Genomic DNA, 17,812 nt, shown 5'->3' on the forward strand with positions numbered 1-17,812 from the left:
GCGAATCGTTGTTCGAGTGCTAGGGCAGCCAGGACACGTGGCCGCGGAGCACCGAGTAACCGACGAAAGCCACCACGTCGAGGATCGTGTGCGCCAGGACCAGCACCCACAGCCGGTTCGTCCGCTGCCACACCCGGCCGAACACCAGACCCATCACCACGTTGCCGACGAAACCGCCGAACCCCTGGTACAGGTGGTACGAGCCGCGCAGGACCGAACTCGCCAGCAGCGCCTTGTTCTCCGACCAGCCGAACTGCCGGAACCGGGTCAGCAGGTAGCCGACGACCAGCGCCTCCTCGGCCCACGCGTTGCCCGCGGCCGCGAGGATCAGCACGACGGGCCGCCACCACGTGTCGTCCAGCGTCGACGGCTGCACGGCGAGGTTGAAGCCCAGGTTGTAGGAGACCAGGTAGAACACCAGGCCGGGGATGCCGATGACCGCGGCCAGCCCGAGGCTGCCCAGCGCGTCCGGCCCGATCCGGGTCCGGTCCAGGCCGATCATCCCGAGCTTGATGCCGCCGCGCCACAGCAGGTAGAGGCCGAGCCCGCCCCACGCGGCCAGTTGCAGCACGCTGAGGAGCTGCGCGAGCAGGTCCAGCAGGTCGAACCGCGCCTGCTGCACGTTCAGCGCGACCGACTGCTGGCTCAGCGGGATCGGTCGCAGCAGGCTGTCCAGCAGCCGGACCAGGCTCCGGAGCCCGGACAGGCCGAGGGTCACGCTGAAGACGATCAGCAGCTCGACCTGGTAGCCGCGGTGCTGCTCCTTCGGGAGCACTTCGGGGAACGCGGGGCGTTCGGGTGACAGCCAGTTCACCTGTGCAAGCTAGCCGCGTCCGCGTTCTCGTGCTGTCGTCGCAGGTCAGGCCGTGCCGGTCTGGGCCAGGAACGGGCAGCCGACCAGGCGGCGCAGCTCGACCGAGAGCTCCTTCGACGACTCGACCGGGCGGGAGAACGCGATCCGCACGTCGTGGTCCGTGTCCGCGGCCTCCACCCGCAGCCGCAACCCGAACCGGTCGAGGCCCAGCGGGCGGACGTGGCCACCGCGCAACTCCTCCGGCAGGTGCTTCGCGAGCATCGACACCACGTCCCGGTGCGACAGCTCCAGGTGCCGCAGCCAGTGGTCCTCGTGCGCGCAGAACGGGTCCGGCGTCGCCGCAGCGAACTGCTCGGGCCGCAGCGAACTCGTGCCCTCGGCGTCGGCGATCACCATGGACGCCGGGCTCAGCCGCAGCACCGTGGCGCCGTGACCGGCGTCCAGCAGGCGGGGGTCCGCCTTCTGGTCGGCGACCGCGAGCACCTCGTCCCGCGCCTCCTGGCCGTCCAGCGCCCGGAGCCAGCCGGTGATCCACAGCAGGCCGCGGACCGGTTCGCGCAACTGCACGGGCGCGTGGTCGGCGACCTCCAGCATCGCCGTCACCTCGGCGCGGGGCGCCTGCCACGCCGACGCGACCAGCGGGTGGTCGTCGGGCATCAGCAGCGTCGCGGTGCCGTTCGCGTGCACGTGGTGCAGCAGCGGGCTGATCCGCACGCCGTCGGTGGTGTCGCCCGCGGAGGGCAGCACGGCGGCTCGGCCGCCACGGGCGGCGATCGTGCGGGCGCGCTCGGCCGCGTGGGGGGCAGGCGGACGTCGGTGCTCGGTCACCGTTCACCTCCAAAAGTTAGGTGAGCCTAACTTGGAGTTGCCTGGAGACGGAAGACCTTCACCCGTCGTAACCTCTTCGTCGTCAGGCGGAGGTGGCCTGTGGCTGTGCCGAACAAGCCGTCCACCGAAGGTGCGGCCCGATACGACAAGTGGACCCGACGCTGCCTGGAACGCGCCAGTCGAAAGGCGCTGACCTGGTCCTTCATCGGCGTGCTCGCCTTCGTCGCCCAGTTGCTGCTCGTCTACCAGGTGGGCACGGCGTCGATCCTGCCCGTGTTCCTGCTGGTCGCGTCGGCCGTCGTCTTCGTCTTCATCCTCCGAAGACGTCCACCCGTTGGGATGATCCTCGGGAACGAGCCGTGGAACCAGGTCCAGGTCCGCTGGGAGGGCCGCTACCTCGTCGTCGCGGGCACCAGACCCGTCGTCCTCGCCGTCCAGGGCGTCGGCCCGCTCCTCCGCGGCCGGGTCCGCCGCCACCGCCGGGCTTGGCTGGTCGACCCGGACCAGGAGGGCCGCACGGTGGTCGCGTTCCGCGGGGTCCCGAAGCTCTTCCCGGCCAAGGTGCTGACACGGGTGTTTGGTTGATCATCTCGATGGGGTATCTGTAGAGGTGACATGAGCACCGCGGAGACGATCAGCGACGAGTGGACCGCGCGGTGCCTGGCGCGCGCGGACCACCGGGCCCTCGGCTACCTGTCCCTGGCGATCGGCACCGCCCTCCTCGTCGTCGCGCTGTGGATGGCGCTCGACTCCAAGTGGGTCCTGATCCTCTTCCCCCTGTGCGTGGAACTGGCCGTCCCCGGCCTGCGCCACTTCATCGACCGCCCCAAGGTCAAGCGCCTCGTCCGCGACCACACCTGGCACGCCGTCAACGCCCGCTTCGTCCCCGGCCGCGCCCGCATCGGCAGGCAGGCGTTCCTGGAGATCGCGGGCTCCGACCGCAGCTACCTCCGCGTCTCGGAGATGCCCGAGCGCGTCCGCGACCACGTCCGCACCACCGGCCGCCTGTGGATGGCGGGCCCGGACGACGGCGGCCGCACCGCCGTGATCACCGAACGGCACCTCTACCTGATCCTCGGCCGCATCGTGATCCGCTGAGGACTGAGGACCACGGAAAGGCAATCAGTGAACGAGATCGTGTTCCGCGTAGTCGACGACACGCTGACCGACACCCAGCTCGACGAGGCCCTGCACAAGCTGCTCGACGACCTCCTCGAACTCCACCTCGACGCCACCCGCCTGCGCACCGGCCAACCGCCCGTCGGCGCGGAGAAGGTCGAGGTCGGGATGGTGGTCGTGCAGGCCGTGACGGAGGCCGACGTCGCCAACCAGGTGGCCGAACGCGTCCGCGCGTGGTTCGCGGGCACCGGGGTGCAGCAGGTCGTCATCGAGGTCGGCGACACCTCCCTGGCGCTCGTCCAGGGCACCGACGACCAGCAGGAGCGGCTCGTCACGCACTTCAGCGGCGTGACCGCCCGCTGAGTCTCGCGCTGCACTTGCCCAATCCTTCCGCCACTTTGGGCCATGACTGAACTCCAGGCCCACGACCGCGGTGCGAACCCGCCGACGTGCTCGACCCCGAGCCGTCGGCGGGTCGGCCGCGGGGTCGCTACCGGCCGACCGCGATGCCCGACTGCTCGGCCCAGGTCGCCACGTCCTCCCTCCGCAGCGCTGTCGCCAGCAGGTCTGGGAAGCGGTCCGGGGTGCAGGCGAACGCGGGAGCGCCAAGGTCGGAGAGCTTCGCGGCCAGTTCGTGGTCGTAGGCGGGCGTGCCGCTGTCGGAGAGCGCGAGCAGCACGACGACGGTGACGCCGCCCGCGACCAGTTCCCGCACCCGGCGCTGGAGTTCGTGCGCCACGCCGCCCTCGTACAGGTCGCTGATCAGCACCAGGACGGTGTCCGTCGGTCTGCGCACCAGCGATTGGCCGTACGCGACGGCGCGGTTGATGTCCGTGCCGCCGCCCAACTGCGTGGAGAAGAGCAGGTCGACCGGGTCGTTCAGGGTCTCGGTCAGGTCGACTACCTCGGTGTCGAACACGACGAGCTTCGTGTCGATCGACTTCAGCGACGCCAGCGACGCGCCCATGACCGCCGAGTAGACGACCGAGTCGGCCATCGACCCCGACTGGTCGACCAGCAGGATCACGTCCCGCAGCGCCGCCGACCGGCTGCGGCGCTTGCGACCCGCCAGCGACTCCACGACGAGCGTGCGCTGATCCGGTTGGTAGTGCCGGAGGTTGGCCTTGATCGTGGTCGGCCAGTCCACGTCGGCGGGCCGAGGCCTGCGGGTGCGCTGCGAGTGGTCGACGGCCCCGTGCACCGCGGCCCTCAACCGGTCCGCCAGCCTGCGCTCGATGTCCTCGACCACCTTGCGCACCACCGCTCTCGCGGTCTCGCGGGTGCGGGCGGGGATCGCGGACGACAGCGACACCAGCGTGCCGACGAGACCCACGTCCGGCTCCACGCTGGACAGCAGTTCCGGCTCCAGCAGCAACTGGCGCAGGCCGAGCTTCTCCACCGCGTCCTTCTGCATCACCTGCACCACGGACGTCGGGAAGTACTTGCGGACGTCGCCCAGCCAGCGGTGCAGCACCGGTGCGCTGGACCCGAGCCCCGCGGTGCGCGTGCCGCCGTTCGGCGCGTCGCCGACGGTCCGCGCGCCCGCGCCGCCGCCGTACAGGCCGGTCAGCGCCGCGTCCCGCCGCTGGTCGTCCTCACCCAGCTCACCCATGCCCTCGGCGGCCGAGCCCAGCAGCAACCGCCACCGCCGCACCCGCTCCGCGTCCGTCGCCCCCGTCATGCGCCCCCGCCCCCTTCAACCGTGGTCCCGATCGTTCGCGGCACGCGTTTCACGCCGACACCCCCGCCAGCAGCGCACGGACGTGCGCCGCCAACCGTTCCGCCACGGCCTCGTCCCACTCGCCCGACACCACGCCCGAGGACGCCGACGAGCCCAGCACGCGGTCGCCCAGCAGCCTGCGCTCGGCCGGGCTGAAGTCGCTGATCGCCTTGCGCAACAACGGAAGCGCGTCGTCGAAGTCGGCGGGCGCCAGACCGGACAGCCACTCGTCGACCAGGTCGAACAGGCGGGCGTCCGCCGCCAGCAGCGACGCTGAACCCCGCAGGAAACCCGAGACGAACGCCGTCGCGCCGCTCGCCGTGCCGCCGTTCCACGACGTCGCCCGGTGCAGCCGGGCCGCCACCGCCGCGGTGTCCAGCTCACCCGCCTCCCACAGCAGGCGCGTCGCCCGCCCGGTCGGCAGGCCGTGCGCGTCCGGCATCCCCACCAGCGACCGCAGCGCTCGCCGCCACACCGCCTGGTGCTCCTCGTCGGCGGCCAGCCTGGCCGCGTCGTCCGCGCCGTTCACCGCGACCAGCGCGCGCTCGGCCGTCTCGTCGTCGACGCCCTTGCACGCCAACGGAAGGCCGACCGCGCCACGGGCCAGCAGGCCGTGCAGCGCGACCCGGAGCAGTTCGGGGTCCGTGCCGCGGACCGAGCCGTACCGCACGGTCGTCGCCAGGTCGGGCAGCGCGCCGAGCAGCTCCACGGCGTCCGTCGCGGCGGCCGCGCAGCGGTCCAGCGCGGACCGGGCCGCGAGCACCGCGATCGGCAGTTCGCAGCCCACCGCGGTGGACAGCACCTCGGCGGCGGGCGCCACCCGGTCCGCGTCCCGCGCCCGTTGGCACAGCACGCGATCCGCCGCGGCCTCCACCGTCGTGCCGTGCCGCGCGGCGCCGCCGAGCGCCACGGCGAAGCCCGGATCCCACCGGACCTGCCACATCTCGGCGAACGTGCCCAGGCTCGACGTCGTGTCCGGGCGGCCCCACGGCACACCCAGGACTTCCAGCCTGCGCAACAACTTCGACCGCTCCCGCTCGTTGTCCTTGCGCAGGTCCAGTCTGTACGGCTTGCCCTCCAGGCTCGGCGGGAACCTCAGCTTCCGCTGCCACCGGGCCACGTCCGCGGCCAGCGGCGACCGCGGCACGCCCTCGCCGACCTCGCCCAGCCGTTCGCCGATCACCAGCTTCTCGTGCACCAGCCTCAGCGGCACCTCGTCGCCGCCGCACAGCACGGCCAACGCGGCCTCGCTCACCTCCGACAGCCCCGGCGACGGCCTGCCGCGCAGCGCCGCGAGGGTGTCCGCCAGCCGCACCGCCTCGACCGCGCTCGCCGTCGACGCGGGCAGGTCTTCCGCCCGCAGCACCGACGCCGCCCGAGCGAACCAGCGCGGCACCGCGTCACCCCGCTCGGCGCACTCCCACAGGTGCGCGTACCAGCCGGGCGAGTCGACGCCCGCGCCGTAGCCCGACGACGACGCCAGCCGCCCGTGGCTCCACGGCACCCACGTGCCCGACACCTTGCGCTTCGGCAGGCCCTTCAGCAGCGCGGCGTCCGCCGTCGCGGGGGGCAGCGCCCCCAGCGCGGGCACGTGCCACGCCCCGCACACCACGACGACCGGCCCCTCGGTCTCCTTCAACGCCTTGCGCAGCGACTGCCGCATGTGCGCCTCGCGCCGCAGCGTCCGCTCGTCCACCTCGTCGGCGAACTCCTCGCGCAGCGCCGTCATCGCCTCCGCCACGGCACCGGCCAGCGCGCGCGGGTCGGCGCCCGCCGAGTGCTCGACCACGTCCTCCCACCACCGCTCGGGGTCGTCGAACCCGGCGGCTTCGGCCAGCACGCCCAGCGGGTCGACCACCGCCCGCGGCTCGGACGGCTCCGCACCGAGCGACGCGGCGGCGGGCAGGTCGAAGAACCGCGCGGGCACGGCGTTGGCGCGCGCCCACGTCAGCGCCCGCCACTCCGGCGAGAACTCCGCGAACGGCCAGAACGCGGCCGCCGACGGCTCCGCCTCGTCGTGCAGCAGCAGCGCCACCGGCGGGACCAGCGACGGCAGGTGCTCCAGCAGCGCGTCGCCCTCCGGCGGACCCTCGATCAGCACGACCTCGGGCCGCACGGCCTCCAGCGCGGCGGCGACCATGCGGGCCGAGCCGGGCCCGTGGTGCCGGATGCCGAGCAGCACCACCCGGTCCGGCAGTGCCCGGTCCCGTCCGACCGGGTCGCGAGGAGCCATCAGGCGCCGCTCACCGTGTAGCCGGACGTGTCCAGGTCCTGGCAGGCCCGGTACAGGTCGCGCCACTCGACGCGCTCCTTGATCACGGCCTCCAGGTACTCCTGCCACACCGCGCTGTCCGACACCCGGTCCTTCACCACCGCGCCGAGCAGGCCGGACGCCAGCTCGTCCGCGCCGAGCGAGCCGTCGCCGAAGTGACCGGCCTGCGCCATGCCGCCCGCGATCACCGAGATCGCCTCGGCCGTCGACAGGCTGCCGCTGGGCTTCTTGAGCTGCGTCCGCCCGTCCACCGTCGACCCGTTGCGCAGCTCGCGGAAGATCCGCACCACCCGGCGCACCTCGTCCAGCGCGGGTGGCTCGGTGGGCAGTTGCAGCGACCGGCCGAGCTGGGCGGCCCGCGCCGTCACGATCCGCACCTCGTCGTCCTCGGTCGCGGGCGGCGGCAGCACGACGGTGTTGAACCGGCGGGCCAGCGCCGACGACATCTGGTTCACGCCGCGGTCGCGGTCGTTCGCCGTCGCGATCACGGTGAAGCCCGGCACGGCTTGGACGTGCAGGTTCAGCTCCGGCACCGGCAGCGCCTTCTCGGACAGGATCGTGATGAACGAGTCCTGCACCTCCGCGGGCATCCGGCTCAGCTCCTCGACCCGCGCCACCGCGCCGGTCTGCATCGCCCGCAGCACCGGGCTCGGCACCAGCGCGGCCTCGCTCGGCCCCTCGGAGATCAGCCGCGCGTAGTTCCAGCCGTACCGCACCGACTCCTCGCTGGTGCCCGCCGTGCCCTGCACGACGAGCGTCGAGTCGCCGCTCACCGCCGCCGCCAGGTGCTCGGACAGCCACGACTTCGCGGTGCCCGGCACGCCGACCAGCAGCAGCGCCCGGTCCGTCACGAGCGTGCCGACGGCCACCTCCACCAGCCGCCTGCTGCCCACGTACTTCGGCGTGATCACCGTGCCGTCCGGCAGGGTGCCGCCCAGCACGTACGTCACCACCGCCTGCGGCGACATGCGCCACCGCGGCGGGCGGGGCCGGTCGTCCGCCGCGGCCAGCGCGGCCAGTTCGGCGGCGTACTGCTGTTCCGCGGCGGGCCGCAGCACGGTTTCGGTCGTCACTGGACGGGTTCCTTCCGGTCGAAAGCCTGACTGAGCCTCATGCGGAGCCGCAGCACCTCGAGTTCGATCGAGTGCTCCGGCCACCGCTCGGTGACGCGCGCCCAGTTCGCGCCGAGCACCTCCGCGTCGCCCCGCGCCAGCAGCACGGCGGGCGGGCGCCCGGCCCGCCACCTCGGGTCGCGCATCGCGGCGTAGCGGTCGAGCAGCGCCGCCGTCGACTCCGCCGACCACGGCGCGGGCAACTGCGAGCACGCGTGGTCGAGCAGGTCGTAGTTCCACTGGTGGGACACCGCGATCACCGTGCGCGCGGACAGCTCCGCGGGCAGCGACGCCAGCATCTCCAGTTGTTCCATGCCCGTCAGCGTCCGCGTCGCCGCGACCGCCCACGGGCTCGCGTCGACGGCCCGCGCCACCCGCTGCGCCACCCCGCGCAGCAGCGCCGCCGCCCACGGCCCCCGGCTCAGCACCTCGGCCGCGCCCTCGTCGTCGGTCGCCAGCCGGGCCGTCCAGTGCGCCGTCGGAACGCTCGCCGCGGCGGCCCGCAACCGGCCGGCGACGCCGACCTCGGACCCGTCGCGCAGCAGGTCCCGCGCCTCCTCCTGACCGGGCAGCGCCTCGGCCCACAGCTCGTCGGCCCGCACGTCGAACCCGCCGCCGACCAGGTGCAGACCCCGGTCCAGCCGCTCGGCCGCCCGCGCGGCCAGCGCCGACCCCGGCAGCAGCCGCAGCAGCCGCACCGCCTCGTCGTGCACGCCGATCGCCCGGTCGTCCAGCGCCGACTCCAGCAGCTCCTCGTCCTCGGGACCGAGCCCGGTCTCCAGCGCGCTCACCAGCGCCTGCCGGTCGACCGCCCGGCGCTGCGCCGCGAACTGCTCGACCAGGAACGCCCGCGTGCCCACCGGATCGGCCCGCCGAGCCCGCCGCAGCGCCGCCAGCCGCTGGGTGCCCGGCAGGTCGAGCACCTCGTCGAGGTCGACCAGGTCGGCCGACGCCCCAGAGCCGGTCGCCCACGCCCAGCCCGGCCGCGTCCCCGCCAGCCACCGGCCGCGCGACCCCAGCACGGCGGCCACCGCCGACCGCAGGCCGGGGTGGCTCGTGCCCAGCGCCAGCAGCTCCGGCAGCGACCGGTGCTCGGCCACCACCCCCGCCGCCCGCGCCTTGCCGCACCACTCGGTCAGCAGCACCTGGTCGTCCACCGCCGCGATCTGGGTGAACACCTCCCGAGCCGCCACGCCGACGACCCGCTCCTCCGTCCTCGGCGCGGGCTCGAGCCCGGCCACCTCGACGACCACCGGCAGCGCCGCGCCGAACGCGGCGAGCCCACCCGCCGCGCAGTCGTCCAGCAGCGCCTGCGGCTCCCCACCACCGCGGTGCGCGCCGACCAGCAGCGACCGCACCGCGTCCTCCCACGCCGCCTGAACGCTCACACCGCACGCCCCGGCGCGGCCACGGGCACGACCCGGCGCTCCCGGCCCACGAGCGTCCGACCGGTGCCGCGGGCGGGCACGCAGCGCCGCGACGGGACGGTCAGGAGGCCGCGGAGAACGTCGTCCCACACGGGCTGGCTGGTCACGGGGGTACCTCCGGTCGAGGGGTTCGGGTTGGTCACGCGACGACCTCCGGGGCCTTGCCGGGCTCCGCGACCGCGCCGAGGCGCAGGCCGTGGCCGTCCCAGACGCCCCAGGCGTCGAACGGTTCGCCGCCGGTCACGGCCAGCGCCCGGTCCAGGGCCACGTCGCCGCGCACCGGGAGACCACGACGGCCCGCGTCGACCAGGAAGCGGACGTCGGCGCTGGCCCGGACGGCGGCGCAGCCGAGCGGGTGCAGGCGCTGCCACGGGTCGGCGCGGAGGGCTGGTTCGAGGCCCGCCAGCGCGTCGCGCCACGTCGCGGGTACGGGGATCGCGTCCGCCGGGCGTTTGCCGACCAGTTCGCCCGCGGCCACGCGGCGCGGGGGGACACCGGGGTACGGGTGCAGCGTGCCCGTCACCTCGGAGCCGTGGGGGAGCAGCGGCGGCGGCTTCGCGCCGGTGCCGGAGTGCTTCACGCCGACGACCCACTCGGCCCGGTCCCTGGCCCAGATCCACTGCTGGACCGTGCGGAGCGGCCCGTCCTCGGTCTCCAGCCGCAGCAGCGCGACCCAGTGGTCCGACCAGGCGGGCGCCGACCGTGCCTGCTCCTCCGTCACGGAGAAGCCGAGCCGGGCCCGCACGACGTCGCTCAGCGGGCCTTCAGCGGTCTCGGAGAGCCGCGCCAGCAGGTGGAGGCCCCCGAGGCGATCCGCGGCGTCCACGGCCCACTGCGGGCCCCCTGCGGCCACGATGGCGTGCAGCTCGCCGATCGCCGTGGCGAGACCCTTCGCCTGGGCGTCGACCATCCGGGCGGTGATCGAGTGCCACCAGGCCGCGTCCCGCCCCGGCAGGCCCGCGATGCCGGAGCCCGCCAGGTCGCTCAGCCAGTCGCGCAACGCCAGCACGCCGCCGCGCACGGCCTCCTCGCGCTTGTGCGCCGTCTTCTCCTTGGCGCGCGCCCGCCGCTCCACGGCCTCCGGCGAGGTGTCGGCGGGCACCGCGACCGCGTGCCGCTTCGCCACCCACTCGGACACCCAGTCCGGCACCGCCTCCTCGACCGCGACCTCGCCGCGGGCGTGCAGGAGCTGCACCGCCACCGCGTGCTTGCACGGGAACTTCCGCGACGGGCACGAGCACTTCGTCGCCCGGTCGCCGAGGTCGACGCACACCCGGTACGGGTTCTTGCCGCTACCGGGGCACGAACCCCACAGGACCTGCGCGGTCCGACCGAGGCCCGCCCACCCCGCGGCCCCGGCCAACCGGGTGGCGCTGCTCGCCACCTGGCTGTCCGGCGCCAGCTCCAGCACTGCCTGCGCGTCCATGGTCGAGAAGTTATCGGCGAGCACCGACAAAAACAGGTCAATCCAGGTCGGGACCCCTTCGGGCCCAGGACCACGCGTACTTCGGGTCCTCGGTCGCCAGTGCGGCCTCACCCAGTTCCAGCGGGCGGAACGTGTCGACCATGACCGCCGTCTCGTCGAAGTACTCGACGCCCAGCGACGCCTCCACCGCGCCCGGCTGCGGCCCGTGCGTGCAGCCGGAGGGGTGCAGCGACAGCGACCCGATCCCGATGCCGGACCCCTTGCGGGCCTCGTAATCCCCGCCGACGTAGAACATCAGCTCGTCGGAGTCCACGTTGGCGTGGTTGTACGGCACCGGCACGGACAGCGGGTGGTAGTCGACCTTGCGCGGCACGAACGAGCACACCACGAAGTTCGGGCCCTCGAACGTCTGGTGCACCGGCGGCGGCTGGTGCACGCGCCCGGTGATCGGCTCGAAGTCGCGGATGTTGAACGCCCACGGGTACAGGCAGCCGTCCCAGCCGACCACGTCGAACGGGTGGTTCGCGTAGGTGAACCTGGTCAGGCCCGCGCGGTGCCGCACCAGCACGTCGACGTCCTCGCCGTCAACCAGCAGCGGCTCCACCGGGCCGCGCAGGTCGCGCTCGCAGAACGGCGAGTGCTCCAGGAACTGGCCCTTGCCGGACAGGTACCGCTTCGGCGGCCCGACGTGCCCGGTGGCCTCGAGGACCAGGATGTCCATCGGCTCGTCCGGAACCACCCGGTAGGTGCACGAAGTGGGGATCACGACGTAGTCGCCGTCGCCCACGGTGATCGCGCCGTAGATGGTCTCGACGGTCCCGCCGCCGCTGCGCACGTAGAGCAGCTCGTCGCCGGCGGCGTTGCGGTAGAGCGGGCTCGGCGCGGAAGCGACCACGAACCCGATCGTCACGTCGGGGTTGCCGAACAGCGTGCGCCTGCCGGTCACGGCGTCGGCGCCCCCGTCCGGCCAGGTCAGGTCCGGTGTCTTGAAGTGGCGCGGCTTGAGCGGCAGGTTCGGCGCGGTCGGCCCGCGGGTGTCCTCGACGGTCCGCGCGTCCACGATCGCGGTGGGCAGGAACCGGTGGTAGAGCAGTGCGGAGTCGGCGGAGAAGCCCTCCACGCCCATGAGCTCCTCCGCGTACAGCCCGCCCTCCGGATCGCGGAACTGGGTGTGGCGCTTTCGGGGGATCTCACCGACTTGGCGGTAGTACGCCATGATCACTCCGGGCGTTCGATAGTCGGACATCTTTGTTCATTGACCGATACGCCACTAGCGTGTCAGCCGTGTCAAGCGCCTTCGAACTCCGTGCGCCAGGTCCACGCGGTACTCCGCCCCTGCTGGCAAGGCTTGTCGACGATGCCGCGTTGTTCCCCCCGGGCAACGCGTCGATGCCCGACGCGGTGCGCGGGCACCTCGACGCGCGCGTCGGCGAGTGGGCGGGAGCGATCGGCCTGTTCCTGTGTCCAGCGTCACGTCTGGCTGAGTTGATCACCGAGTTGATCAAGGTCAAGCCGGTCAAGCCGATCGCCCTGTCGTTGGTCATCGACACCGGCCTCGGCGGTGTCCCCAAGGCCGTGTCGATCGTCGAGTCCCGCAGCGAGCTGCTCGCCCTGCGCATGGTCGAGATGCCCGCGCCGTCCGACGTGGACGAGGTGTGGCTCGAACGCGTGTCGGAGTTCGTGCCCGAGGACGTGATCCGCGTGGTCGAGCCGAGGCGCGGGGGCGCCGAGTGGCTCGACGGCGTGCGCCGCGTCATCGAGCACGGGAGCTGGCCCAAGCTGCGCTGCGGCGGCGTCAGCAAGGAGAACTTCCCCAGCGTCGACGAGGTCGCCGACTTCCTCGCCGTCGTCACCCACAGCGGGGTCGCCTTCAAGGCCACCGCCGGTCTGCACCACGCCGTGCGGCAGACCGACGAGGCCACCGGCGTCACCCACCACGGGTTCCTCAACCTGCTGGTCGCGACCGCCCGGTCCCTCTCGGGCGGCGACGTCCGGGAAGCGCTGGCCAGCACCGACGGCGCGGCCCTCGCGGCCGAGGCGAGCAAGCTGGCCGACCCGGCCGCGCACGCCGTCCGCGGCGTCTTCGCGTCCTACGGCTCGTGCTCGCTCGCGGACCCGATCGCCGACCTCGACGCGCTGGACCTGCTGTGACCTGGATCGACGACCCGGCCTTCACCGGCGACGAGCCGTTCGGCCCGCAGACGCTGCCGTACGGCGTCGTCGACGCGGGCGTCGCGGTGCGCGTGGGCGACCACGCCGTGCCGCTGCGCCCGCTCGCGGGCTTCCTCGGCGACCGGCTGGCCGACCTGGTCACCGCGCCAACGCTCGACCCGCTGCTGCGGGCCGGGCGGCCTGCGTGGAGCGAACTGCGCGCCCGGCTCGTGGAGATGGTCGCCCTGACGGCGGCCCCGCGCGGCGCGTCCCTCGTGCCGATCGACGGCGCCGTCCTGCCGTTCACGGTCGCCGACTACGTCGACTTCTACTCGTCGCGGCACCACGCGGAGAACGTCGGCAAGATCTTCCGACCGGACAACGCCGCCCTGCCGCCGAACTGGACGCACCTGCCGATCGGCTACCACGGCCGCGCGGGCACGGTCGTCGTGTCCGGCACGAACGTGGTCCGCCCGCACGGCCAGCGCCACGGCAAGCCGCACCCCGAGTTCGGGCCCAGCAGGCGGCTCGACGTCGAGGCCGAGGTCGGCTTCGTCTGCGGTGGCCCGGTCGCGTCCCGGCTGTCCACGTCCAGGGCGGTCGAGCACGTGTTCGGCGCGGTCCTGCTCAACGACTGGTCCGCCCGCGACGTCCAGGCCTGGGAGTACCAGCCGCTCGGCCCGTTCCTCGGCAAGTCCTTCGCCACCTCCGTCTCCGCGTGGATCACCCCGCTGGAGGCGTTCGCGGTCGCCAGGATCACCCCGCCGCCGCTGCCCAACCCGATCCACGACTACCTGGTCGAGGACCAGCCGTGGGGGCTCGACCTGAGCATCGAGGTCGAGTGGAACGGCACCGTCGTGTCCAGGCCCCCGTTCCGCGAGCAGTCGTGGACGTTCGCGCAGCAGCTCGCCCACCTGTCGGTCAACGGGGCCACCGTGCGGCCGGGCGACCTCATCGCGTCCGGCACGGTCTCCGGGCCCGAACGCGACGAGCGCGGCTCGTTCCTCGAACTGAGCTGGGGCGGCCAACACCCGGTCGCCCTGTCCGACGGCACCGAGCGGACCTTCCTGGAGGACGGCGACACGGTGCGCATCACCGCCACCGCCCCCGGCGAGGACGGCTCGCTCGTCGGCCTGGCCGAAGTGGTCGGCACGATCGAGCCCGCCGACGGGAAGTAGGGCACTTTGGTCAGACCGCAGTCGGACCCGCGGGGACGCCTCCCCGTGCCCACCACGGTGTCCAAGGAGAGCTCGCTGACCCTGGAACGGGGTCTGGCGCTGCTCCAGGCGGTCGCCGACGCGGAGACGGACGCGCCGAGCATCAGCGAACTCGCCGCCGCGATCGGCGCGAGCCGCGCCGCCGTCTACCGGCTGCTCGTACCGCTCCAGTCCAGGGGCCTGGTGCGGCGTGAAGGGTCGAAGGTGCGGCTGGGGCTGGGCGTGCTCAGGCTCGCGGCGAACGTGCTGCCGCAGTTGCGGATGGCCGCGCAGCCCGCGCTGCGCGAACTGGCCGACCAGGTCGGCGCGACCGCCCACCTCACCGTCGCCGACGGCAGCGAGGCCCAAGCGGTCGCCGTGGTCGAACCGTCGTGGACGGCGTTCCACGTCGCCTACCGCGTCGGCAGCAGGCACCCGGTCCACCGGGGCGCCGCGGGCAAGGCCATCGGCCTACCCCCGGACGTCCGCCAGTGGGTCCAGTCGACCGGCGAACTCCAACCGGGCGCGTACGGGGTCGCGTCGCCGGTGCGGGGAGTGCCCGGACTGCGGGCCAGCGTGGGCGTGGTGGCCCTGGAACGGCTCGACGGTGAGTCCATCGGCCCCCAGGTGCTGCGGGCCGCACAGGACGTCGCAGCGGCGTTGAAGTGACTGTGAGTCACCATTCCGGTTGCTCTGGGATATCTTTCGTGCTAGTAGACCCGTGAGACACTGATGGTGACGTGAGGAGTAGTTGTGACTGCGATGCCGGTACCGCACTTGTTCACCGTCGCCGAATATGCCGCCCTCGGTGAGATCGAGTCGGGCTACGCCGAATTGCAAGAAGGACATCTCCTCATGTCGCCTAGTCCGGCGGTGGACCACAACATCGCGTTCGGCGAGCTGTTCCTCCAGCTCGTCCCGCAGCTCCCCTCCGGTTTCCGGGCGATCCAGGACATCGATGTCGACCTTGAACTCGCGGAATCGGATCAGCCAGGGTTCGTTCGACGACCTGACCTGGTAGTCGTCCGGCGCGATGCGGTTCGCAGGGTCGCTGGTGGAAAGGGCTTGCTCAGGGCATCCGAGGTCGTGCTCGCTGTTGAGATCGTTTCGCCGGGGTCTCGACGAACGGATTACACGGTCAAACGGGCTGAGTACGCCGATGCCGGAATTCCGAACTACTGGATCATCGACTTGGAGCCACCCGTGTCGTTGGTCGCCTGCCACTTGGCAGGCGATTTCGGTTATCAGGACGCTTCTGCGGTGACCGGGGAATTCACCACCTCCGAGCCCTTCCCGCTCACCGTCCGCGTCGACCAGCTCGACTAGCCGAAGACCGCCGCCCACAGCGCGACGAGGGTGAACGCGGCGAACACGAAACCGGCCACCCGCTGGATCAGGTGCGTGGGGATGCGGCCCGCGATCTTCCGGCCGACGAGCACCGCGATCCCGGCGACGGCGGTCAGGGCCAGCCACGCGCCGAGGCCGACGGCGATCGGGGTGCCGTAGCGGGCGGTGAGACCCGCGGTCGCGAGCTGCGAGGCGTCGCCCCACTCGGCGGCGAACAGGACGCCGAACGACGTGAGCGCGGACCGCAGGAACGGGGTGGCGGCGGCTCCGGAGCGGGAGGCGTCGGTCTCGTCGTCGTCCGGCTTGGAGAAGCCCTCGCGGAGCAGCATGAACGCGCCGACGCCGAACAGGACCGCGACCACGGCGGCGACGAGCTGGTCGGGCAGCAGGGTGATGGCGCTGCCGAACGCGACGGCCACGACGCACTGCACGGCGAACGCGGAGACCACACCGACGAACACCGGCCAGGCGCGGTAGCGCGTCGTCAGCACGAGGGTGGCGACCATCGTCTTGTCCGGCAGCTCAGCCAGGAAGATGATGGCGAAGGTGGTCGCCAGGGCGATGAATGAGGTGGCCACGAGTCTCCAGTCCGCATCGGACCCGGACGGAGGCGCAACAGACCCCGACCGGGCGTGTTGCACTACCCGGCCGGAGGTCTCGTTCGCCCACACAAGGTGGGTGAGGGACCGGATCCCACGACTGGCGGATCAGTATGTCGATCACCTCGCCGCGCCACAGCCGTTGACGAGCGCTGGTGGCAGCGGGAACTACTCCCCTCTGGCACCACCCACGATACAGGTCGCATGCGCCACCGACGATGTCGACCACAGCACAGTCCTGGCCGGGCCGGGACCTAGGTCCTACCCGAACGGAGGACTGTCGCACCTGATCACGGCGGGTGCGGCGGACCTAGGTTCGAAGCGTGGAAGTACTGGATCTCGCGCGGTGGCAATTCGGCATCACCACCGTCTACCACTTCTTGATGGTGCCGCTGACGATTGGCCTCTCGCTGCTGGTGGCCTGCATGCAGACCGCCTGGGTGCGCACGGGCGACCGGCGCTACTACGCGATGACCAAGTTCTGGGGCAAGCTGCTGCTGATCAACTTCGCCATGGGCGTCGTGACCGGCATCGTGCAGGAGTTCCAGTTCGGGCTCACGTGGAGCGCGTACTCGCGGTTCGTGGGCGACGTGTTCGGCGCCCCGCTGGCGATGGAGGGCCTGGTCGCGTTCTTCGTCGAGTCGACCTTCCTCGGCCTGTGGATCTTCGGCTGGGACCGGCTGCCGAAGAAGGTCCACCTCGCCTGCGTGTGGGCGTTCTCGCTGGCCACCATCGCCTCCGCGTACTTCATCCTGGCCGCGAACTCGTGGATGCAGCACCCCGTCGGCGTCGAACTGGTCGACGGCCGCGCGCGCCTCACGTCGATCTGGGCCGTGCTGACCAACAACACCGTGCTGGCCGCGTTCCCGCACACGATCTTCGGCGCCTTCATGGTGGCCGCCGCGTTCCTGGTCGCCATCGCCGCCTGGCACCTGTGGCGCAAGTCCGACGAGGAGCCCGTGTGGCGCTCGTCGTTGAAGCTCGGCACGTGGGTCGGCGTGGTCGCGTTCGCGGGCGTCGCCGTCACCGGTGACTTCCAGGGCAAGCTGATGTTCGAGCAGCAGCCGATGAAGATGGCCGCCGCCGAAGCCCTGTGCCACACCGAACAACCGGCGAGCTTCTCGGTGTTCGCGATCGGCGACCTGACCCGCTCCGACTGCGAGAGCGTCAAGAACGTCACCGTCCCCGCGCTGCTGTCCTTCCTGGCGCACAACGACTTCACCAGCGAGGTCAAGGGCATCGACGAGCTCGTCCCGCTGTACCAGGAGAAGTACGGCACGAACTACCCGGTCGACCCGCAGCTCGGCGAGCTGTCCGGGAAGCCGATCGACTACGTGCCCGTGCTGCCCGTGACCTACTGGGGCTTCCGGCTGATGATCGGGTTCGGCGGCATCTCGGTGGCCACCGGCGTGCTCGCGCTGTGGCTCACCCGCGGCGGCCGGGTGCCGCGCGGCCGGTGGTTCCCGATCGCCGCGCTCGCGAGCGTCGCGACGCCGTTCCTGGCGAACAGCGCGGGCTGGATCTTCACCGAGATGGGCCGCCAGCCGTTCGTCGTCGTGCCCAACCCGTCCGGTGTGGACGGTGTCTGGATGTTCACCGCCAGAGCCGTGTCGTCGTCGACGGTGGGCGAGGTGCTCACGTCGCTGATCTCGTTGACGCTGGTCTACGGCGTGCTGGCGGTCGTCGAGGGGTTCCTGATCCGGCGCTACGTCCGGGCGGGCGTTGCGGGTGTGCTGCCACCCGCGCCACCGCCGGACGCCGAGAAGACCGACGCACTCGCCTTCGCCTACTGAGAGAGGGG

The 17,812-nt window shown here is 72.5% G+C and carries 18 protein-coding genes; 8 read left to right on the plus strand and 10 right to left on the minus strand.

What is annotated here, in order from left to right:
• Window positions 1-19: 19 nt before the first annotated feature.
• Together NZH93_RS35385 and NZH93_RS35390 are read right to left on the minus strand one after the other, a co-directional pair.
• On the minus strand, window positions 20-814 hold the full coding sequence (locus NZH93_RS35385; RefSeq protein WP_259627641.1) for a CPBP family intramembrane glutamic endopeptidase: 795 nt from the start codon (window positions 812-814) through the stop codon (window positions 20-22).
• Window positions 815-859: 45 nt separating this feature from the next.
• Complete coding sequence (locus NZH93_RS35390) at window positions 860-1,642, minus strand: DUF2470 domain-containing protein (protein ID WP_259627642.1); 783 nt, start codon at window positions 1,640-1,642, stop codon at window positions 860-862.
• A gap of 99 nt (window positions 1,643-1,741) precedes the next feature.
• Between NZH93_RS35390 and NZH93_RS35395 the strand changes: the two genes are divergently transcribed.
• Genes NZH93_RS35395 through NZH93_RS35405 form a run of 3 tightly spaced genes read left to right on the plus strand, consistent with a single transcriptional unit; the run spans window position 1,742 to window position 3,124 of the window.
• Window positions 1,742-2,227, plus strand: coding sequence for a hypothetical protein (locus NZH93_RS35395; protein ID WP_259627720.1), 486 nt, complete (start codon window positions 1,742-1,744; stop codon window positions 2,225-2,227).
• A gap of 30 nt (window positions 2,228-2,257) precedes the next feature.
• The gene (locus NZH93_RS35400) at window positions 2,258-2,740 is read left to right on the plus strand and encodes a hypothetical protein (protein WP_259627643.1); all 483 of its coding nucleotides are present in this window, start codon (window positions 2,258-2,260) and stop codon (window positions 2,738-2,740) included.
• Between the two features lie 27 nt (window positions 2,741-2,767).
• Entirely contained in the window at window positions 2,768-3,124 is a 357-nt protein-coding gene (locus NZH93_RS35405) for a hypothetical protein (protein WP_259627644.1), read from the plus strand.
• A gap of 127 nt (window positions 3,125-3,251) precedes the next feature.
• Here the strand turns inward: NZH93_RS35405 and NZH93_RS35410 are convergent, their stop codons facing one another.
• The 7 genes from NZH93_RS35410 to NZH93_RS35440 are packed head-to-tail and all read right to left on the minus strand — an operon-like array spanning window position 3,252 to window position 11,934.
• Window positions 3,252-4,442, minus strand: a complete 1,191-nt coding sequence (locus NZH93_RS35410) for a VWA domain-containing protein (protein ID WP_259627645.1) — start codon at window positions 4,440-4,442, stop codon at window positions 3,252-3,254.
• A 49-nt stretch (window positions 4,443-4,491) separates the two neighbouring features.
• Window positions 4,492-6,714, minus strand: coding sequence for a DUF5682 family protein (locus NZH93_RS35415; protein ID WP_259627646.1), 2,223 nt, complete (start codon window positions 6,712-6,714; stop codon window positions 4,492-4,494).
• Window positions 6,714-7,826, minus strand: a complete 1,113-nt coding sequence (locus tag NZH93_RS35420; RefSeq protein ID WP_259627647.1) for an ATP-binding protein — start codon at window positions 7,824-7,826, stop codon at window positions 6,714-6,716. Before NZH93_RS35420 ends, NZH93_RS35415 begins: the two co-directional genes overlap by 1 nt.
• Window positions 7,823-9,253 (minus strand): DUF5691 domain-containing protein, encoded by a 1,431-nt coding sequence (locus tag NZH93_RS35425; RefSeq protein ID WP_259627648.1) that lies wholly within the window; start codon window positions 9,251-9,253, stop codon window positions 7,823-7,825. The genes NZH93_RS35420 and NZH93_RS35425 overlap by 4 nt, the downstream gene beginning before the upstream one ends.
• Window positions 9,250-9,399 (minus strand): hypothetical protein, encoded by a 150-nt coding sequence (locus tag NZH93_RS35430; protein WP_259627649.1) that lies wholly within the window; start codon window positions 9,397-9,399, stop codon window positions 9,250-9,252. Before NZH93_RS35430 ends, NZH93_RS35425 begins: the two co-directional genes overlap by 4 nt.
• A gap of 32 nt (window positions 9,400-9,431) precedes the next feature.
• Window positions 9,432-10,718, minus strand: a complete 1,287-nt coding sequence (locus tag NZH93_RS35435; protein WP_259627650.1) for an SWIM zinc finger family protein — start codon at window positions 10,716-10,718, stop codon at window positions 9,432-9,434.
• Between the two features lie 37 nt (window positions 10,719-10,755).
• Window positions 10,756-11,934, minus strand: a complete 1,179-nt coding sequence (locus NZH93_RS35440) for a homogentisate 1,2-dioxygenase (RefSeq protein WP_259627712.1) — start codon at window positions 11,932-11,934, stop codon at window positions 10,756-10,758.
• 68 nt (window positions 11,935-12,002) lie between these two features.
• Here NZH93_RS35440 and NZH93_RS35445 point away from each other — a divergent pair, with 68 nt between their 5' ends.
• From NZH93_RS35445 to NZH93_RS35460, 4 genes are all read left to right on the plus strand, one after another.
• On the plus strand, window positions 12,003-12,869 hold the full coding sequence (locus NZH93_RS35445) for a hypothetical protein (RefSeq protein WP_308214278.1): 867 nt from the start codon (window positions 12,003-12,005) through the stop codon (window positions 12,867-12,869).
• On the plus strand, window positions 12,866-14,047 hold the full coding sequence (locus NZH93_RS35450) for a fumarylacetoacetate hydrolase family protein (protein WP_259627651.1): 1,182 nt from the start codon (window positions 12,866-12,868) through the stop codon (window positions 14,045-14,047). Before NZH93_RS35445 ends, NZH93_RS35450 begins: the two co-directional genes overlap by 4 nt.
• A gap of 57 nt (window positions 14,048-14,104) precedes the next feature.
• The gene (locus tag NZH93_RS35455; protein ID WP_259627714.1) at window positions 14,105-14,734 is read left to right on the plus strand and encodes an IclR family transcriptional regulator; all 630 of its coding nucleotides are present in this window, start codon (window positions 14,105-14,107) and stop codon (window positions 14,732-14,734) included.
• A 93-nt stretch (window positions 14,735-14,827) separates the two neighbouring features.
• Complete coding sequence (locus NZH93_RS35460; protein ID WP_259627715.1) at window positions 14,828-15,391, plus strand: Uma2 family endonuclease; 564 nt, start codon at window positions 14,828-14,830, stop codon at window positions 15,389-15,391.
• Here the strand turns inward: NZH93_RS35460 and NZH93_RS35465 are convergent.
• Entirely contained in the window at window positions 15,388-15,990 is a 603-nt protein-coding gene (locus NZH93_RS35465) for a TMEM165/GDT1 family protein (protein WP_259627652.1), read from the minus strand. The two genes, NZH93_RS35460 and NZH93_RS35465, sit on opposite strands and share 4 nt — an antisense overlap.
• Window positions 15,991-16,334: 344 nt before the next feature.
• Here NZH93_RS35465 and NZH93_RS35470 point away from each other — a divergent pair, with 344 nt between their 5' ends.
• On the plus strand, window positions 16,335-17,804 hold the full coding sequence (locus NZH93_RS35470; protein WP_259627653.1) for a cytochrome ubiquinol oxidase subunit I: 1,470 nt from the start codon (window positions 16,335-16,337) through the stop codon (window positions 17,802-17,804).
• Window positions 17,805-17,812: the final 8 nt, after the last annotated feature.

Source organism: Umezawaea endophytica (assembly GCF_025061645.1).
In the GTDB taxonomy this organism is placed as follows: domain Bacteria; phylum Actinomycetota; class Actinomycetes; order Mycobacteriales; family Pseudonocardiaceae; genus Umezawaea; species Umezawaea endophytica.

Coding starts and splice junctions, on each gene's coding strand:
- NZH93_RS35410 (WP_259627645.1), bottom strand. CDS start 4,442: ATGACGGGGGCGACGGACGCGGAGCGGGTGCGGCGGTGGCGGTTGCTG.
- NZH93_RS35415 (WP_259627646.1), bottom strand. CDS start 6,714: ATGGCTCCTCGCGACCCGGTCGGACGGGACCGGGCACTGCCGGACCGG.
- NZH93_RS35440 (WP_259627712.1), bottom strand. CDS start 11,934: ATGGCGTACTACCGCCAAGTCGGTGAGATCCCCCGAAAGCGCCACACC.
- NZH93_RS35435 (WP_259627650.1), bottom strand. CDS start 10,718: ATGGACGCGCAGGCAGTGCTGGAGCTGGCGCCGGACAGCCAGGTGGCG.
- NZH93_RS35460 (WP_259627715.1), top strand. CDS start 14,828: ATGCCGGTACCGCACTTGTTCACCGTCGCCGAATATGCCGCCCTCGGT.
- NZH93_RS35400 (WP_259627643.1), top strand. CDS start 2,258: ATGAGCACCGCGGAGACGATCAGCGACGAGTGGACCGCGCGGTGCCTG.